The organism is Rugamonas fusca, assembly GCF_014042365.1.
Taxonomy (GTDB): Bacteria; Pseudomonadota; Gammaproteobacteria; order Burkholderiales; family Burkholderiaceae_D; genus Rugamonas; species Rugamonas fusca.
Genome location: NZ_JACEZS010000001.1, coordinates 488847 through 505079, shown reverse-complemented (window position 1 = coordinate 505079; position 16233 = coordinate 488847). Strand labels below are relative to the sequence as shown.

Below are 16233 nucleotides of genomic sequence, written 5' to 3'. Positions count from 1 at the left end.
AAACCCGAAAAAACTACAACAAATATTTGTTCATTTTAATGTTCGTTCATTTTCATGTGAATACTATGGATCTATCGGGAGGTGTTCGAAACATGGTGCTCAGCGTACTGGATTTAGGTGCCGCAGCTCGTATTAGTGGCAGTCTTGATGGCTTAAATGGCAACAGTAACGAACAAGAATGAAAAAAATCCGGGCGCCCGGCGTGCGGGCCGGGTATGATTGCGAACCAGTGAAAATCCGTTCATTTTTGTTCATTAGAAAATCATGACGCCACGCCACCGCCGATTGCTGGACCATATCCGGGCCCACGGGGATACCTCCGTCGAAGAGCTTGCGAAACTGCTGGGGGTTACCACGCAGACCATCCGCCGCGACATTCGCGAGCTGGAAGATGCCCGCCTGCTGGCGCGCTATCACGGCGGGGTGGGGATACCGTCCACGGTGGAGAACATCGATTACGACCGCCGCCGCGTGATGGACACGGATGCCAAGCGCCGTATCGGCCAGATGGCGGCCGCCCAGGTGGAGCCTGGTCGTTCGCTGATCATCAACATCGGCACCACCACCGAGGAAGTGGCCAAGGCGCTGCAGCAGCACAAGGGCATACGGGTGGTGACGAACAACCTGAACGTGGCATCGCTGCTGTCGGGCAGTGGCGAGGTGGAAGTGATCGTGGCTGGTGGCCTCGTGCGCAAGCGCGACCGCGGCATCGTGGGCGAGGCCACCATCGATTTCATGCGCCAGTTCAAGGTCGACATCGGCATCATCGGCGTGTCCGGCATCGAGAACGATGGCACGCTGCTCGATTACGATTACCGGGAAGTGCGCGTAACCCAGGCCATCATCGAGCAGTCACGTGAAGTGTGGCTGGTGGCTGACCACACCAAATTCGGCCGTCACGCGCTGGTCCGGCTGGGCAATATCGCGCAGATCGACAAGTTCATCACCGACCTGCCGGTGCCGCCCGAGGCGCTGGCCGCGTTCGACGCGGCCGGGGTGGAAGTGCTGGTGGCGCCAGCCGAATAAGGCAGGGCGCGCTGTCCTTTACTGCTCGCGGTCAGACTTGTTGCGCAGTTGACGCAGGTAGCCCGGCAGGTCGCCAAGCCGCATCCCTTCCGGAATATGGCGCTGGTGCTTGGCCTGCGCCACGCGCTGCGCGCGATAGATGCCCGTGTGGCCGGAGAACAGGTAGCTGACCGCGCAGGCAAGGCCCGCATAGGGCGCGATCTCGGAGCCGAACAATTCGATCGCCATCACGGTGGAGGCGATCGGCGTATTGGCCGCGCCGGCGAAGACGGCGACAAAACCGATCGCTGCCAGCGTGGCGAACGGCATGTGCAGCAGCGGCGCCAGCGCGTTGCCGAGCGTGGCGCCGATGTAAAACAGCGGCGTCACTTCACCGCCCTTGAAGCCGGTGCCGAGCGAGGCGACGGTGAACGTGATCTTGCCGAGGAAGTCCGTTGCCGGCAATTGCCGGGTGAACGATTCGACGATGGTGGGAATGCCCAGGCCGATGTAGCGCTGGGTGCCCAGCGCCCAGACGGCCGTGGCGACGACGGCGCCGCCGATCAGGGGGCGCATCGGTGCGTAGCTGACCCGCTTCTTCATGAAATCGGACAGGCCGTGGGTCGCATTTGCGAACACCATGCCTGCCGTCCCGAACAACATGCCCGCGATCAGCGTGGCCGCCAGCGTCCACAGTGTGATGTGAGGAATTGCGCCGGCCACATAGTGCGTGTGGTGGATGCCCCAGGCCAGGCCGACCTGGTCGGCGACGATGGCCGCCAGCATGCAGGGCATGATGGCGTCGTAGCGCATGCGGCCGATGGCCAGCACTTCCAGCCCGAAGATGGCGCCGGCCAGCGGCGTGCCGAACACGGATGCGAAACCGGCGCTGATGCCGGCCATGATCAGCAAGCGGCGGTGCGATTGGTCCATGCGAAACACGTGGGTCAACTGGTCGGCCAGGGCGCCGCCCATCTGCACAGCCGTGCCTTCGCGGCCGACGGAAGCGCCGAACAGGTGGGAGACGATGGTGCCGCCGAGGACCAGCGGCGCCATGCGCAGCGGGATCACCTTCTTGGGATCGTGGATCTCGTCGATGAGCAGGTTGTTTCCCGCCTCGACGGATTTGCCCAGCCGCAGATAGATCCAGCCCACGGCAAAACCGGCCAGTGGCAGCAGCCAGATAATCCAGCCGTGCGCCTCCCGCCACGCCGTGACGACGTCAAGCGCGTACAGGAAGGCGGCGGACGCGCTGCCCGCCAGGATGGCGACCAGCACCGACAAAGCGGACCATTTGCCCATGTAGGGCAGCAAATCGATGGGTTCGGGATGTTTTGCGTTCTTCATATGGGCCAGGCTACCACTTCAATTACCTGGTCTATCGTCAACGCAGCGCGAACGCCTACAGATCCCTCAGACCAGGAACGACTGTAGGCATCATCAGCCACCGGCGACTGCGGTGGCGGTTAAGGGAGGAATGCCATCTCCAGCAAGCGGCAGTGATCATAGCAATTTTTGCGGGGCGGCACAAATATTTACTTGACCACTCAAGTTGTTATGGAGCGCGGCGATGCAACGCCGCCTTGGCCGCCTCCAGCTCCTTGCTCAAGCGGCTCAATTCATTGATGACGATGGCGTAGCTGCCTAGCATGGAGGTGATGGTGTACAGCACCTCGCCGGGTTTGGCGGCGCCCATTTGCAGATCGTTGGCCGTCTTCATCATTTGCGCGCCGTTGAACATGGAAACGCTCATATTTGTCACCGGCGCCGTGTCGCGAAACAGTGCGTACGTGCGGGAATAGAGCTGCAACTCAGCCGGTTCCAGCCAACTGGCCGATTGATTGGCGACGGCGACGTCCCAGGCATCATGGCTGCTGGTCGGGGAGTTGAGGGAAAAGCCGAGATTGCCCTTGCTGTTGCTGGTCAGGTGGGCGATCGCTTGCGCGTCTGGCACCTTCGCCTTGATATCCTTGAGCAAGCTGGCGTGCAGTTTGGCCAGCGCTTGCATTTCTGCCTTGTTGTGCTCGAGATCCTTGAGGATTTGCTGTGTATTTTGCTGTATCTCCACATCCATGCGCTGGCGCGCTTCCTCGGCCAAATGGAGGTGGTGCCAACTCTGTACCGCGTGTTCGAGCGCCAAAGCGGTTCCGATGCTGATCACGATCATCAGGTATTCGCCGGCAAATTCGCGTATCGAGGAAAACTTCGGTTTGGGCACTTCAACATGCATGGTGGAGATTCCTGTCTGGCAAAATTGCCAATTTTACCTTTCTTTGCCACATTTGCAATATCACTTGATCTGACCAATGCCGCGGCTTCCCACGTTGCTGCCCGGCGCGGGGCGAGTAATGGTAAAATGCCCGGTTATCCAAATTCACTGCTTTAAGGGCTTTACTCGTGCTATCTACAGCAAACATCACCATGCAGTTCGGCGCCAAGCCGTTGTTCGAAAATATCTCCGTCAAGTTCGGCGATGGCAACCGCTACGGCCTGATCGGCGCCAACGGCTGCGGCAAGTCCACCTTCATGAAGATCCTGGGCGGCGACCTGGAGCCGTCGGCCGGCACGGTGATGCTGGACGTGAACGAGCGCCTCGGCAAGCTGCGCCAGGACCAGTTCGCGTACGAGGAAATGCGCGTGCTGGACGTGGTCATGATGGGCCACACGGAAATGTGGGCCGCCATGCAGCAGCGCGACGCCATCTACGCCAATCCCGAAGCGACCGACGACGACTACATGCACGCGGCCGAACTGGAAGGCAAAGTGGCCGAGTACGACGGCTATACGGCCGAAGCGCGCGCCGGCGAACTGCTGCTGGGGGCTGGCGTGTCCATCGACCTGCACCAGGGGCCGATGAGCAACGTGTCGCCCGGCTGGAAGCTGCGCGTGCTGCTGGCCCAGGCCCTGTTCTCGAACCCGGACATCCTGCTGCTGGACGAACCGACCAACAACCTGGACATCAACACCATCCGCTGGCTGGAAGATGTGCTCAACGAGCGCAACTCCACCATGATCATCATTTCCCACGATCGCCACTTCCTGAACCAGGTCTGCACCCACGTGGCTGACATGGATTACGGCACGCTGAAGATCTATCCCGGCAACTACGATGACTACATGCTGGCTTCCACCCAGGCCCGCAACCAGCAACTGGCCAACAACGCCAAGGCGAAAGAGAAGGTCGCCGAGCTGCAGGACTTCGTGCGCCGCTTCGCCGCCAACAAGTCCAAGGCCCGCCAGGCCACGTCGCGCGCCAAGCAGATCGAGAAGATCAAGGTCGACGATATCAAACCATCGTCGCGCGCCTATCCGTTCGTGCGTTTCGAAGGCGAGAAGAAGCTGCACCGCCTGGCCGTGGAAGTGGAAGGCATCTCGAAAAAGTACGACCGCCAGCTGTTCAAGGACTTCAGCATCATGGTCGAAGCGGGTGAACGCATCGCCATCATCGGCGCCAACGGCGCCGGTAAGACCACCATGCTGCGCTGCATCGCCGGCGAGATCGCCCACCTGCAGCCCGACACGGGCCGCGTCAAGTGGGCCGAAAACGCCAACGTGGGCTATATGCCGCAGGATCCGACCGAGGACTTCGCCACCGACATGACGCTGACCGACTGGATGGGCCAGTGGACCAAGGAAGGCGACGACGACCAGGCCGTGCGTTCCATCCTGGGCCGCCTGCTGTTCGGCGGCGACGAAGTGAAAAAGTCCGTGCGCGTGCTGTCGGGTGGCGAAAAGGGCCGCATGATGTACGGCAAGCTGATGCTGGGCCGCCACAACGTGCTGCTGCTGGACGAACCGACCAACCACATGGACATGGAATCGATCGAATCGCTCAACGTGGCACTTGATAAGTACGCCGGCACCCTGATCTTCGTGTCGCACGACCGCGAATTCGTGTCGTCGCTGGCCAACCGCGTCATCGAGATCAAGGAAAACGAAGTGGTCGACTTCCACGGCAACTACGAGGATTACCTCACCAGCCAGGGCATCGCCTGATTCACCGGGCGCCCGTTCCGCCCTTCGGCGGGTGGGCGCCCTGCACGACGCGCCGCGATATGCGATAGTGTCGTTTCACGCTTTACGTCACCGAACACCATGCAAACTTTACCGATCAAGTCAGTCGAGTATGAACATCCCCAGGATGGCGCCAGCTGCACGGCGCGCGCCTGGGCCCGCACCCCGGCCACGCCCACCCCGGCCGAGCGCACCGCACTGCGCGAGCGCATCAAGCGCCTGCTGAAAGAGCGCGAAGCCGTGCTGGTGGCCCACTACTACGTGGACGCCGACCTGCAGGACCTGGCCGAGGAAACGGGCGGCTGCGTCTCCGATTCGCTGGAAATGGCCCGCTTCGGGCGCGACCATCCGGCCAAGACGCTGGTGGTGGCCGGCGTGCGCTTCATGGGCGAGACGGCCAAGATCCTGAGCCCGGAAAAACGCATCCTGATGCCGGACCTGGACGCCACCTGCTCGCTGGACCTGGGCTGCCCGGCCGACGAATTCACGGCCTTCTGCGACGCCCATCCCGACCGCACGGTCGTGGTGTACGCCAACACCAGCGCGGCCGTGAAGGCGCGGGCGGACTGGATGGTGACCTCCTCGATCGGCCTGGACATCGTGGCCCACCTGCACGCGCAGGGCAAGAAGATCCTGTGGGCGCCGGACAAGCACCTGGGTTCCTACATCCAGAAGCAGACCGGCGCCGACATGCTGCTGTGGCAGGGTTCCTGCCTGGTGCACGACGAATTCAAGGGCATTGAACTGGACCTGCTCAAGGCCGAACACCCGAACGCCAAAGTGCTGGTGCACCCGGAGTCGCCCGCCAACGTGGTGGCGCTGGCCGACGTGGTGGGCTCGACCTCCCAGATGATCCAGGCCGCCGTGGAATCGGATTGCGATACGTTCATCGTCGCGACCGACAACGGCATCCTGCACAAGATGCGCGCCGCCGCGCCGGGCAAGACCTTCATCGAGGCGCCCACCGCCGGCAACAGCGCCACCTGCAAGAGCTGCGCCCACTGCCCATGGATGGCCATGAACGGCCTGCAGAACCTGGCCGATGTGCTGGAAAACATGGGCAATGAAATCCACGTCGACCCGGCCGTGGGCCAGGCCGCCGTCAAGTCGATCAACCGCATGCTCGATTTCGCCGCGGCGAAAAAGGCCAAGGTCCAGCCCAGCGCGGACCTGGCCAAGGAAGCTGCACTGTTTTCCGGAGTCGGTCCCGCATGAGTACCCTGGTCAATCGTTTTGCCCCGTTCGACGCGCCGCTCAAGGCGGCGTTTGAAGCGAACCTGCTGGCCGCGCTGCTGGAAGACGTCGGCACCGGCGACCTGACCGGTGAGCTGGTGCCCGCCGGCGGGCGCGCCACCGCGCGCGTGATCGTGCGCGAGAACGCCGTGCTGTGCGGCGCGCCCTGGTTCGAAGGCATCATGAATTGCCTCGACTCGGGCATCGAGATCGACTGGCAATACGCCGAGGGCGACCTGATGACGGCCGACAGCCTGGTGTGCACCATCCAGGGCCCGGCCCGCGCCTTGCTGACGGCCGAACGCAGTGCACTCAACTTCCTGCAACTGCTGTCGGGCGTGGCCACGGTCACGCGCCGCTACGTGGATGTGGTGGCAGGCACCCCGGCCGCCATCCTTGACACCCGCAAGACCTCGCCCGGCCTCCGCCTGGCGCAGAAGTACGCCGTGCGCGTGGGCGGTGGCCAGAACCAGCGCCTGGCGCTGTATGACGGCATCCTGATCAAGGAAAACCACATCGCGGCGGCGGGCGGCATCACGGCCGCCATTGCGGCAGCCATGCGGCTGGAGAAGGGCGTGACCATCCAGGTGGAAGTGGAAAGCCTGGACGAACTGGAAGAAGCGCTGACGGCCGGCGCCACCTCCATCCTGCTCGATAACTTCAGCCTGGACATGATGCGCGAAGCCGTGGGCCGCAACGCGGGCCGCGCGCTGCTGGAAGCGTCCGGCGGCATCAACTTCGACACCGTGCGCGCCATCGCCGAAACGGGCGTGGACCGCATCTCCATCGGCAGCCTGACCAAGGACGTGCGCGCCACCGATTATTCGATGCGCATCGTCGGCTAAGCCAGAGCCTCTCGCCGCCGCGCCAGGCGGCGCCGGCCACGCGCCATCCTGTTGCGATGGCGCGTGGCGCGGATGGCATGGGGCTCAGTAGGTCGCGCTCACGGCGACGTAGAAGCTGCGGCCCTTGCCGGGCACGGCGATACCGTAAGGTGTGCCCATCTGCGACATGGTTTTGCCCTGACCGACGTAGGCACCACCGAGCGGCAGGGCGTAGGCGCGGTCCAGCGCATTTTCCACCCCCACTTCAAGCTGCGCCGCCTTCCACGCGTAACGTGTGCGCAGGTGCAGCAGGCCATATCCGGCCGTCTTCAGCTCGTTGCGCACGGCCGATACGCGGTCCTTGGCGGCGACCGCCTCCAGCTCCGCCGTGTTGATCCAACGCCCCAGCGACTGCGCCAGCGACAGCCGCGCGTTCAGCGGCATGATGTTGTACAGATTATCGCCGGCGGTGGTGTTCTTGCCGCGCAGGTAGCTCAGCACACCAGTCGCATTCAGGCGGCCGAACGCGCCGTCGCGCGCCAGCAGCAGGTGGCCCGACAGGTCGGCGCCATACAGGCACGCATCCTGGTTGGCCCAGCGCAGGAAAACGAAGCTGTTGGCGCGGCAGGCCTTCAGACAGCGCGCGTCGATGTAATCGTGGACATAGCTGTAGTGCGGCGCCAGCGTCAGGCTCCACGATTGCTGCGCCGCGTCGTGGAACTCCGCGCTGGCGCTCAGCGTATGCGCCACTTCCGGGCGCAGGCCAATGTCGCCGACGTAGCCGTTGCCGTCGCCGGACAGGTTCACCATGTTCATCGACATGCCATCGGTGGCCCAGCTGTAGCGTTCATACAGGTTGGGGCTGCGGCTCTTGCGCGCCAGGCCGAGCGCGTAGGCCGAGATGGCATCGGGCGTATAGCGCGCCTGCGCGGTAAAGTCCAGGTTGTGGTCACGCCGGCCGTGCGCGCGGCCGTTGAAGGCGGCCATGTCGGCCGCGCTCATCGCGTTATAGCCCTGCACGGGGCCGGCGTCGCTGCTCACGCGCTCGCCCCGTACGCCCAGCTGGGTGAACCATTGTGCGTTCCAGTGCGCGTCCCACTCGGCATACAAGCCGGCGCGGTCACGCTTGCCGTCGCGGATATTCCAGAACGTGTCGGGCGCCATGCCACCGCCGGACGGCGACCACCAGTCGTCCAGCCGGTAGCGCTGCCATTCGGCGCCCAGGCGCACGGTGTCGCGCGCGGAGGCGCGCACTTCCGCGCGCACGCTGGCGCCGCTGTTGTGGCCAGCCGTATCCATCGGCATACCGGGAATGTCCCGGCGCGGGCCGTACCAGTATTGCTTGTCTTGGCCGAACTGCATGGCATGGCGCGTGTGCTCGTGGTACAGCCGGCTTTCAACGCTGCCCCAGCTGGTCTCGGCCAGGTGGCGCAGGTTGACCTGCTCGCTGTCGTTGCCCGTCATGTCCATGCGCTGATTGGGGAAGCCCTGGTAGGGCATGCGCTGCATGCCGAGGCGCAGTTCCAGCAGTTGCTGGCCGGCGCGCATGGCCATGGCCAGTGACTGGTTGTGCGAGCGGAAGCCGCTCGACCCCACCTCGTCGGCAGCCAGCTGGTGCGGGCGCCCTGTTGGCAGTGTGGCTGGCTTGAAATCGCCGCCCGCCACGTAGTTGTCCGCTTGGGCCGTGGCGCCGCTGTAGCGCAGGCTCAGCGTGTCGTTGGCGTAGCTGGCGGCCACGTCGCCGCCGCGCACATTGCCGTTGCTGCGCAGGTAGGCGCTGACCTGGCCTTCGACCAGCGTGCCCTGGCCGCTGGCGGCAAAGCGCGGCTCGGCTGAGCGCACGCGGATGGCGCCGCCGATGCTGTCGCCGCCGGCGCTGACCGGGACCACGCCGTTCAGCACTTCCAGTGTGTCGACCTGGGCCGGCGCCAGGTAGGACAGGGGCGGATTCATATGGTTGGCACAGGCCGATATCAGGTCCATGCCGTCCACCTGGATGCGCAGGCGATCATCGCCGAGCCCGTGGAGGATAGGCAGGCTGGAGACGCCGCCGGCGCCGGCCAGGCCGACGCCGGCCACGCCGCGCAGCAGGGCAGCCGTATCGGCGAGGTGGTGGTGCTGGTTGTCGCCGGTCGTCGCCGTGCTGGCGCGCGGTGCGCTGATCACCACTTCCGGCACGGCCGGGGTGTCCAGTTCCGCCGCATGGCCATGCAGGGGTACGGTTGCTGCGAGCGACATCATCCACCATGGGTGGTTAAACTTCGGTTTCATCTTTGTTCCTTTGAATAGGTGCGGGACGCGCGCGCGCGTGCGCGCACCCGGCCCTTGCGGGAGCCGGGATGTGCGTTATCAGGAAAGGGAATCAGCCGAAGTGGGGTGGACCGCGCGCCGGCAGGGGCGCGGCGACGATACCGGCCAGGCGGGCGGTCGGTATCGCGCGCAGCACGTACGCCAGCACGGCTGGCGCCGGCGCCGAAGCGAAGGAGGGGAAGGCTGTTACGATGCCGCCTGGCATGCACAGCGCGCAATCGAGCGTATGGGATGTGCCGCGGTCGCCGTCGTTGGTGTCAGCGCCGAGTTTCACCAGCTTGATGCTGGTGCTGCTGCAGACCAGGTCCATGACCTTGGGATGCACGATGGGCGCGCTGATCGCCACGCCCAGCGCTGCAAGGTAGAGCAGCAGCACGAGCAGGATGCGTGGACGACTGGGGTGAATCATGAACATGGCGAGCATTCTAGCATCGCATGATGCGCTGACAAATCAGCAATCTTGCCAAACTTGATGTTCGGCAATTTTCCCCAATGTCAGGCGGCAATTTCCTTGCGCATGCGCGCCAGCGGCACGTGCACGCCGCCCGGCAGCGCCAGTTCAATGCGCTCCACAACCGCGAAACCCTCGGCCTCATACAGCGGCACGCCCGGCATGGTGGCCGCCAGTTCCAGCGCGCGGAAGCCTCCTGCCGCCGCCTGTTCCGTGCAGTGGCGCAGCAACCTGCGGCCCAGGCCCTGGCGGGCCGCGTCCGGCGAGACGAAAAAGGCGCGGATGCGGGCCGGTTCGCAGGCCGGATCGAGCAGCGGGTCGGGCCCGGTCTTGGCGCGGTCGGCGCCGAACAGGGTGCTGCGCTTGCTCCAGCCGCCGCAGGCCAGCGCCTCGCCATCGCGCTCGATCAGGAAATAAGTCTGGTCCGCCACCAGTTGCGTATCGACGCCGAACACGTGGCGCGTGACGGCCTGCGCCTGGGCCGGCGTGTAGAATCCGGCGCTCAGTTCGATCCCGGAACGGGCGATCAACGCTTCCATGGCCGGAATGTCGCAAGCTTGTGCGATGCGGAGGTGGAGCCGGTTGGCGGAATCGCGGGCGGGATGCATTCGGTAGCGGTGAAAAAGAGTGGACTGGGGATGACGGTGGGAACGCGTTGCCGGAAATGTTATATATTGTACCGTTTTGGCGCCTGCGGCCGTATCGGTCGCCCTGCTATCATTAAACGGGAGAAACACGATGTCCATTGCACGGACCGGCGCGACGCCGTATTACGCGGTGATCTTTACCTCCATCCGGACCAGCGGCGATGCCGGGTACGGCGACATGGCCGATGCCATGTTGAAGGCGGCCGCGAAGCAGCCCGGTTTCCTCGGTGTGGAATCGGCGCGTGAAACGGTGGGCATTACCGTATCCTACTGGGACAGCCTGGAATCGATCGCGGCCTGGAAACGCGATGCGGCGCACCGGGTGGCGCAAGAGCTGGGCAGGGAGCGGTGGTATGACAGCTACAAGACCCGTATCTGCAAAGTGGAGCGCGATTACGATTTTTCGCGGCTATGACCGGCGCATCGAGACGTTTGCCTGGCACGGGGTAGCTTATGCGGATTGGATGGTCGAACCGGGATTTGCGCCGCTTGACCTTGCTGGTGCTGGCGCCATTGGCGCTGCTCGCGCCCGGGCCGGCGCCGGCGCGTGAATGGCTGGTGGCCGGCGCCCACTTCGAGCGCGTGTACGAACGCACGGCCGAGGGCGAGTTCACCGGCCTCGGGCCGGCCATCGTGCGGCGCGTGGCCCAGCAGATGAACGATACCGTGCGCTTCGAGCTCTATCCGTGGCCGCGGGCGCAGGCGTTGGTTGCCCAGGGCAAGGCCGACCTGCTGGTCGGTCCCTACAAATCGCCCGCCCGGCTGGGGCAGATGGCCTTTTCCCAATTGCCGTTCTATCGCGACCAGATGGTGTTCTATGCGCGCCCAGGCGCGCATATTGCATGGACCGGCGATTATGGCAAGCTGGCCGAGCGCCGCATCGTGATCCTCAATGGCTGGGTGTATGGGGCGGCGTTCGCCCAGGCCAGCGCAGGGTTGCATACGAGCGTGGCCAACACGGTGGAAAGCGGCTTGCTGATGGTCGTCCATCAACACGTGGACCTGTTCGCGACCAATGTGCGCAACACCGAGCCGGTGCTGGCGCGGCTGCATCTGGGGGGCGCGGTGGTGGCCTTGCCGCAGGCGTTCGACCAGCAGGACGGCTATTTCGGTTTTCCGCACGATGCGGAGCACGACGAATTGCGCGCCCGTTTCGACGCGGCCTTCAGGACGCTGGTCGAGCGCGGAGAACTGAAGCGGCTCGGCCAGCGCTACGGGGTGGAAGTACCTTAGTCCATCCGGTTGCCGGTCAGACGCTGCGGCGCGACGGCGTCAGCACGCTGGGCAGCGCCTTCGGCAGCGTTTCGGGATAGTCGCGGCTGAAGTGCAGGCCGCGGCTTTCGTGCCGTTGCAGCGCGCTGTTGACGATCAGCGACGCCACGTCGACCAGGTTGCGCAGCTCCAGCAAGTCGTGCGTGATGCGGAAGTTGCGGTAATACTCGTCGATTTCTTCCTTCAGCAAGGCGATGCGGTGCTGGGCCCGTTCCAGGCGCTTGGTGGTGCGCACGATGCCCACGTAATTCCACATGAAGCGGCGCAGCTCGTCCCAGTTGTGGGCGATGACCACTTCCTCGTCCGCGTCCGTGACCCGGCTTTCGTCCCAGTCCGGCAGGTAGGGAATCTCGTCCTTTTCCTTGGCCGCGATATCGGTCGCGCAGGCGCGGCCGATCACCAGGCATTCGAGCAGCGAGTTGCTGGCCAGGCGGTTGGCGCCGTGCAGGCCGGTGCAGGCCGTCTCGCCGACTGCGTACAGGCCGGGCAGGTCGGTGCGGCCGGACAGGTCGGTCACCACGCCGCCGCAGGTGTAGTGGGCGGCCGGCACGATGGGGATCGGTTGCTTGGTGATGTCGATGCCCAGCTCCAGGCAGCGCGCGTAGATGGTAGGGAAGTGCTCGATCAGGAATGCGGCCGGCTTGTGGCTGATGTCCAGGTGCACGTAGTCGAGGCCGCGTTTCTTGATTTCAAAGTCGATGGCGCGCGCCACCACGTCGCGCGGGGCCAGCTCGGCCCGCTCATCGTGGGCCAGCATGAAGCGGCTGCCGGCCGCCGCGCCGGCTTCGGGCGGCAGTTTCAGCAGGCCGCCTTCGCCGCGGATCGCTTCCGTGATCAGGAAGGACTTGGCGTAGGGGTGGTACAGGCAGGTGGGGTGGAACTGGATGAATTCCATGTTCGACACACGGCAGCCGGCCCGCCACGCCATGGCGATGCCGTCGCCGCTGGCCGTGTCCGGATTGGTGGTGTACAGGTAGACCTTGCCGGCGCCGCCCGTGGCCAGCACCGTGTGCTCGGCCGCGAAGGTATGCACCTGGCCGCTCTGCTCATCTTGCACGTACAGGCCGTGGCACTTGGGCTGGGCATGGCCTTTCTTGGCCGGGTGCAATTTGTCGGAGGTGATCAGGTCGATCGCGCAGTGGTGCTCGAACAGCGTGATGTTCGGATGGGCACGTACTTTTTCCTCCAGCGTGACCTGCACCGCATGGCCGGTGGCGTCGGCCGCGTGGATGATGCGGCGCTGGCTATGGCCGCCTTCGCGGGTCAGGTGGAAGCCCAGCTCGGCCGATTCATCGCGCGTGAAGGGCACGCCTTGCTCTATCAGCCATTCGATCGCTTCCCGGCCGTGCTCGACGATGAAGCGGGTGGCGCCTTCGTCGCACAGGCCGCCGCCGGCGACCAGGGTATCGTTGATATGTTCCGCGTGGCTGTCGCCTGAATCGAGCACGGCGGCGATGCCGCCCTGGGCCCAGTTACTGGCGCCGTCCTGCAGCGCGCGTTTGGAAATGATCGCGACCGTGCGCGTTTCGGCCAGGTGCAGGGCGACCGACAAGCCGGCCAAGCCGCTGCCGACAATAGCAACATCAAATTTCATGGTGAAGTCTGTTTCCGGTGAAGACCTCTACTATAGACCATTTGGCAGCAGGACGTCAGCCAGGCGGAGGCGGAAGCGGGATTTTCGTGCCGGGCTAACCCGGCCTTGTGGCGCCTCAACACGCATGCCGGGCAGTGCGCCATGATGAAAGCTCCCCCGCGGGCCGGGTGGGCAGGAGGTCGTCGTGATCAGGATATTCCACCATTATGTGTCGAAGCTGGGCTTCATGCTGTTGCTGATGGAGCTGCTGATCCTGCTGGCGGTGGCTGCGGCCCCATCGGCTGCCTGGCTGGGCGGGCGCCACCACGATTCCCCGTATCTGTCCGCGCTGGCCTTTGCTCTGGTGCTGGTGTTTAGCATGAGCACGTTGGGCATGTACCAGAACACGTCCCGGGAAGACATCAAGCATACGCTGTTACGCATCTTGCCGTCGTTTGCGCTGGGCTTCGGCTTGCTGAGCATGCCCATCGGCGTGGCGCCAACCATCGCCTACGGGCCATCGGCCATCGTTGTTTTTCTGCTCGGCGCGCTAGGCGTGCTGGTGACCCGGCTGGCGGTGCTGGCCTCGTCCCAGTCCGGGATGTTGGTGGAGAAAGTGATCCTGATCGGCGACGGCGCCACCGCCAGCGAGTGCCTGGCGCTGGCCACCGGCCGGGCCGGCTTGCACCGCTTCGAAGTGGTGGGCTGCGTGCCGGTGGCGGGCGAGGCGTCGCGGGTAGCACCCCAGTCCCTGCTGCCGGCCGATCAGCCGCTGCTGGCCCTGGCACGGCGCCATGGGGTCGCGGAAATTGTCGTCACGGTCGGCGACCGGCGCAATGGCGCCTTTCCCGTGCGCCAGTTGCTGGAATGCGCGCTGGGCGGCTTGCGCATCACGGACGCGGCCACGTTCTTCGAGCGCGAAGCCTGCCAGATCCGCATCGATTCGCTGCAGCCGAGCTTCCTGATCTTTGGCGGCGGCTTTGACCAGAGCTTCCTGCGGGCGGCCGTCAAGCGCGGCTTCGACCTGCTGGCCAGCGGCGCCATCTGCCTGGTCACCATGCCCCTGATGGTGCTGGCGGCGGCGCTGATCGTGGCCGAGGACGGCGGCCCCGTGTTTTACCAGCAGCAGCGGGTAGGCAAGGATGGCCGCAACTTCAATGTGCTCAAGTTCCGCAGCATGCGCATGGACGCCGAACGCGATGGCCAGCCGCGCTGGGCCAGCGCCGACGACCCGCGCGTGACGCGCGTGGGCCACTGGATGCGCAAGCTGCGTATCGACGAACTGCCGCAAATGCTCAATGTGTTCAAGGGCGAGATGAGTTTCGTCGGGCCACGCCCCGAGCGCGGCTATTTCGTTGACCAGTTGTGCGGCCAGGTGGCGTACTACAACGTGCGCCACAGCATCAAACCCGGCATCACGGGCCTGGCCCAGGTGCGTTACCGCTACGGCGCTTCGGTTGACGACGCCGTGCGAAATGTGCTGGGCCTGACGTTCAAGGAAAATTGCCCCGACCTGCGCAATTCCAAGGTGGTGGACATGATCCGCGAGCTCCAATCCTACGGCTTGCACGTCCATGTGCACGATCCCGTGGCGGACCCGGAGGAAGCCTTGCACGAATATGGCTTGCGGCTGGAAAGCTGGGACCAGTTGCCGCGCGCCGACGCCCTGATCAGCGCCGTGGCCCACCGCGAACTGCTGGCCCGTCCGCTGGCGCATTACCAGGAAAAAGTGATCGAGGCCGGCTGCTTCATCGATATCAAAGCCCACTTCGACCAGCGCGGCCTGCGTGACAGCGGCCTGAACGTATGGAGACTGTAAGCAACGACGCCGGCGCGGACGGCCTGCCGGAATCAGCTTACCAGCGCGCCCGCGAACGACTGGAGTTGCACCGCTACCATTGGCTTATCACGGGCGTGGCCGGCTTCATCGGTTCACACCTGCTGGAAGCGTTGCTGGAACTGGGCCAGCAGGTGACGGGCATGGACAACTTCCTGACCGGCCACGCCCACAACCTCGAGCAGGTGCGGGACGGCGTGGGCCCGCAGGCATGGCAGCGCTTTCGCTTCCTGCAGGCCGATATCCGCGATGCGCCAGCATGCCAGGAGGCATGCGCGCAAGTGGATTTCGTGCTGCACCAGGCGGCGCTGGGCTCGGTGCAGCGCTCGATCGAACAACCTAGCTTGTGCAACGAGATCAACGTCGGCGGCTTTCTCAACATGCTGGTGGCGGCACGTGAAGCGGGCGTGCGGCGCCTGGTCTACGCCGCCTCAAGTGCGACCTATGGCGACCACGCGGCCCTGCCCAAGGTCGAACATGTGATCGGCAATCCCTTGTCGCCTTATGCCGTCAGCAAATATGCCGACGAGTTATATGCCGGCGTCTGCGCGCGCTGCTATGGCCAGCAAAGCATCGGACTGCGCTATTTCAACGTCTACGGGCCGCGCCAGGATCCGGCCGGCGCCTACGCGGCCGTGATTCCACAGTGGATCGCGGCCATGCTGGCTTGCCGTCCGGCCTTGATCAACGGCGACGGCGAGACCAGCCGCGATTTCTGCTACGTGGGCAACGTGGTGCAGGCCAACCTGCTGGCCGCACTGGCGGAACGGCCCGAGGCGGTCAATCAGGTCTACAACGTCGCAGCCAACGCCCGCACCAGCCTCAATGAATTGCATGCCTTGCTGGTCGAACTGATCGCCGAGCGGTGCCCGGACCTGCAAGTGCCGGCGCCGCGGCATCAGGCCTTTCGCGCCGGCGACGTGCGCCATTCGCACGCGGACATCGCCAAGGCGGCGCGCCTGCTCGGTTACCGCCCCACCCATGACCTGCGGCGCGGCCTGCGACAGGCGCTGCGCTGGTACCTGCTCCGGCAGCCGGCGGCGGCCTGAGGCTGGAGCGCCCGTCCC

Annotated in this window: 14 protein-coding genes and 1 riboswitch; of the genes, 8 read left to right on the top strand and 6 right to left on the bottom strand. The window is 64.8% G+C overall.

What is annotated here, in order from left to right; translation table 11 throughout:
* The first annotated feature begins 264 nt into the window (after positions 1-264).
* Positions 265-1026 (top strand): DeoR/GlpR family DNA-binding transcription regulator, encoded by a 762-nt coding sequence (locus H3H36_RS02120; RefSeq protein WP_182163726.1) that lies wholly within the window; start codon positions 265-267, stop codon positions 1024-1026.
* Between the two features lie 18 nt (positions 1027-1044).
* On the opposite strand, the gene H3H36_RS02115 is transcribed toward H3H36_RS02120, so the two are convergent.
* Together H3H36_RS02115 and H3H36_RS02110 are read right to left on the bottom strand one after the other, a co-directional pair.
* Complete coding sequence (locus H3H36_RS02115) at positions 1045-2352, bottom strand: voltage-gated chloride channel family protein (RefSeq protein ID WP_182213444.1); 1308 nt, start codon at positions 2350-2352, stop codon at positions 1045-1047.
* A gap of 77 nt (positions 2353-2429) precedes the next feature.
* Positions 2430-2502, bottom strand: a riboswitch (Fluoride riboswitch).
* A gap of 58 nt (positions 2503-2560) precedes the next feature.
* Positions 2561-3235 carry a hypothetical protein gene (locus H3H36_RS02110; protein WP_182213442.1) on the bottom strand — a complete coding sequence of 225 codons (675 nt, stop codon included), beginning with the start codon at positions 3233-3235 and terminating at the stop codon, positions 2561-2563.
* A gap of 167 nt (positions 3236-3402) precedes the next feature.
* Here H3H36_RS02110 and H3H36_RS02105 point away from each other — a divergent pair, with 167 nt between their 5' ends.
* The 3 genes from H3H36_RS02105 to nadC all read left to right on the top strand — a co-directional run bounded on the left by H3H36_RS02105 (position 3403) and on the right by nadC (position 7097).
* The gene (locus H3H36_RS02105) at positions 3403-5001 is read left to right on the top strand and encodes an ABC-F family ATPase (protein ID WP_182213440.1); all 1599 of its coding nucleotides are present in this window, start codon (positions 3403-3405) and stop codon (positions 4999-5001) included.
* Between the two features lie 99 nt (positions 5002-5100).
* Positions 5101-6234 carry a quinolinate synthase NadA gene (gene nadA / locus H3H36_RS02100; RefSeq protein ID WP_182213438.1) on the top strand — a complete coding sequence of 378 codons (1134 nt, stop codon included), beginning with the start codon at positions 5101-5103 and terminating at the stop codon, positions 6232-6234.
* Positions 6231-7097 carry a carboxylating nicotinate-nucleotide diphosphorylase gene (nadC, locus tag H3H36_RS02095; protein ID WP_182213436.1) on the top strand — a complete coding sequence of 289 codons (867 nt, stop codon included), beginning with the start codon at positions 6231-6233 and terminating at the stop codon, positions 7095-7097. The genes nadA and nadC overlap by 4 nt, the downstream gene beginning before the upstream one ends.
* Before the next feature lie 84 nt (positions 7098-7181).
* On the opposite strand, the gene H3H36_RS02090 is transcribed toward nadC, so the two are convergent.
* From H3H36_RS02090 to H3H36_RS02080, 3 genes are all read right to left on the bottom strand, one after another.
* Positions 7182-9347 (bottom strand): TonB-dependent receptor, encoded by a 2166-nt coding sequence (locus H3H36_RS02090; protein ID WP_220459567.1) that lies wholly within the window; start codon positions 9345-9347, stop codon positions 7182-7184.
* Between the two features lie 91 nt (positions 9348-9438).
* Entirely contained in the window at positions 9439-9801 is a 363-nt protein-coding gene (locus H3H36_RS02085) for a hypothetical protein (RefSeq protein WP_182213434.1), read from the bottom strand.
* Positions 9802-9881: 80 nt separating this feature from the next.
* On the bottom strand, positions 9882-10376 hold the full coding sequence (locus H3H36_RS02080) for a GNAT family N-acetyltransferase (protein WP_229219659.1): 495 nt from the start codon (positions 10374-10376) through the stop codon (positions 9882-9884).
* A gap of 199 nt (positions 10377-10575) precedes the next feature.
* Between H3H36_RS02080 and H3H36_RS02075 the strand changes: the two genes are divergently transcribed.
* Together H3H36_RS02075 and H3H36_RS02070 are read left to right on the top strand one after the other, a co-directional pair.
* On the top strand, positions 10576-10899 hold the full coding sequence (locus tag H3H36_RS02075) for an antibiotic biosynthesis monooxygenase family protein (RefSeq protein ID WP_182213429.1): 324 nt from the start codon (positions 10576-10578) through the stop codon (positions 10897-10899).
* Between the two features lie 38 nt (positions 10900-10937).
* Positions 10938-11717, top strand: coding sequence for a substrate-binding periplasmic protein (locus H3H36_RS02070; protein ID WP_182213426.1), 780 nt, complete (start codon positions 10938-10940; stop codon positions 11715-11717).
* A 16-nt stretch (positions 11718-11733) separates the two neighbouring features.
* Here H3H36_RS02070 and nadB read toward each other — a convergent pair whose 3' ends face one another.
* Entirely contained in the window at positions 11734-13350 is a 1617-nt protein-coding gene (nadB, locus tag H3H36_RS02065; protein WP_182213424.1) for an L-aspartate oxidase, read from the bottom strand.
* Between the two features lie 184 nt (positions 13351-13534).
* Here nadB and H3H36_RS02060 point away from each other — a divergent pair, with 184 nt between their 5' ends.
* Both H3H36_RS02060 and H3H36_RS02055 read left to right on the top strand, forming a co-directional pair.
* Positions 13535-15148: a TIGR03013 family XrtA/PEP-CTERM system glycosyltransferase gene (locus H3H36_RS02060; RefSeq protein WP_182213422.1), complete on the top strand. Its 1614-nt coding sequence runs from the start codon at positions 13535-13537 to the stop codon at positions 15146-15148.
* Positions 15136-16215: an SDR family oxidoreductase gene (locus H3H36_RS02055; protein ID WP_182213420.1), complete on the top strand. Its 1080-nt coding sequence runs from the start codon at positions 15136-15138 to the stop codon at positions 16213-16215. Before H3H36_RS02060 ends, H3H36_RS02055 begins: the two co-directional genes overlap by 13 nt.
* Positions 16216-16233: the final 18 nt, after the last annotated feature.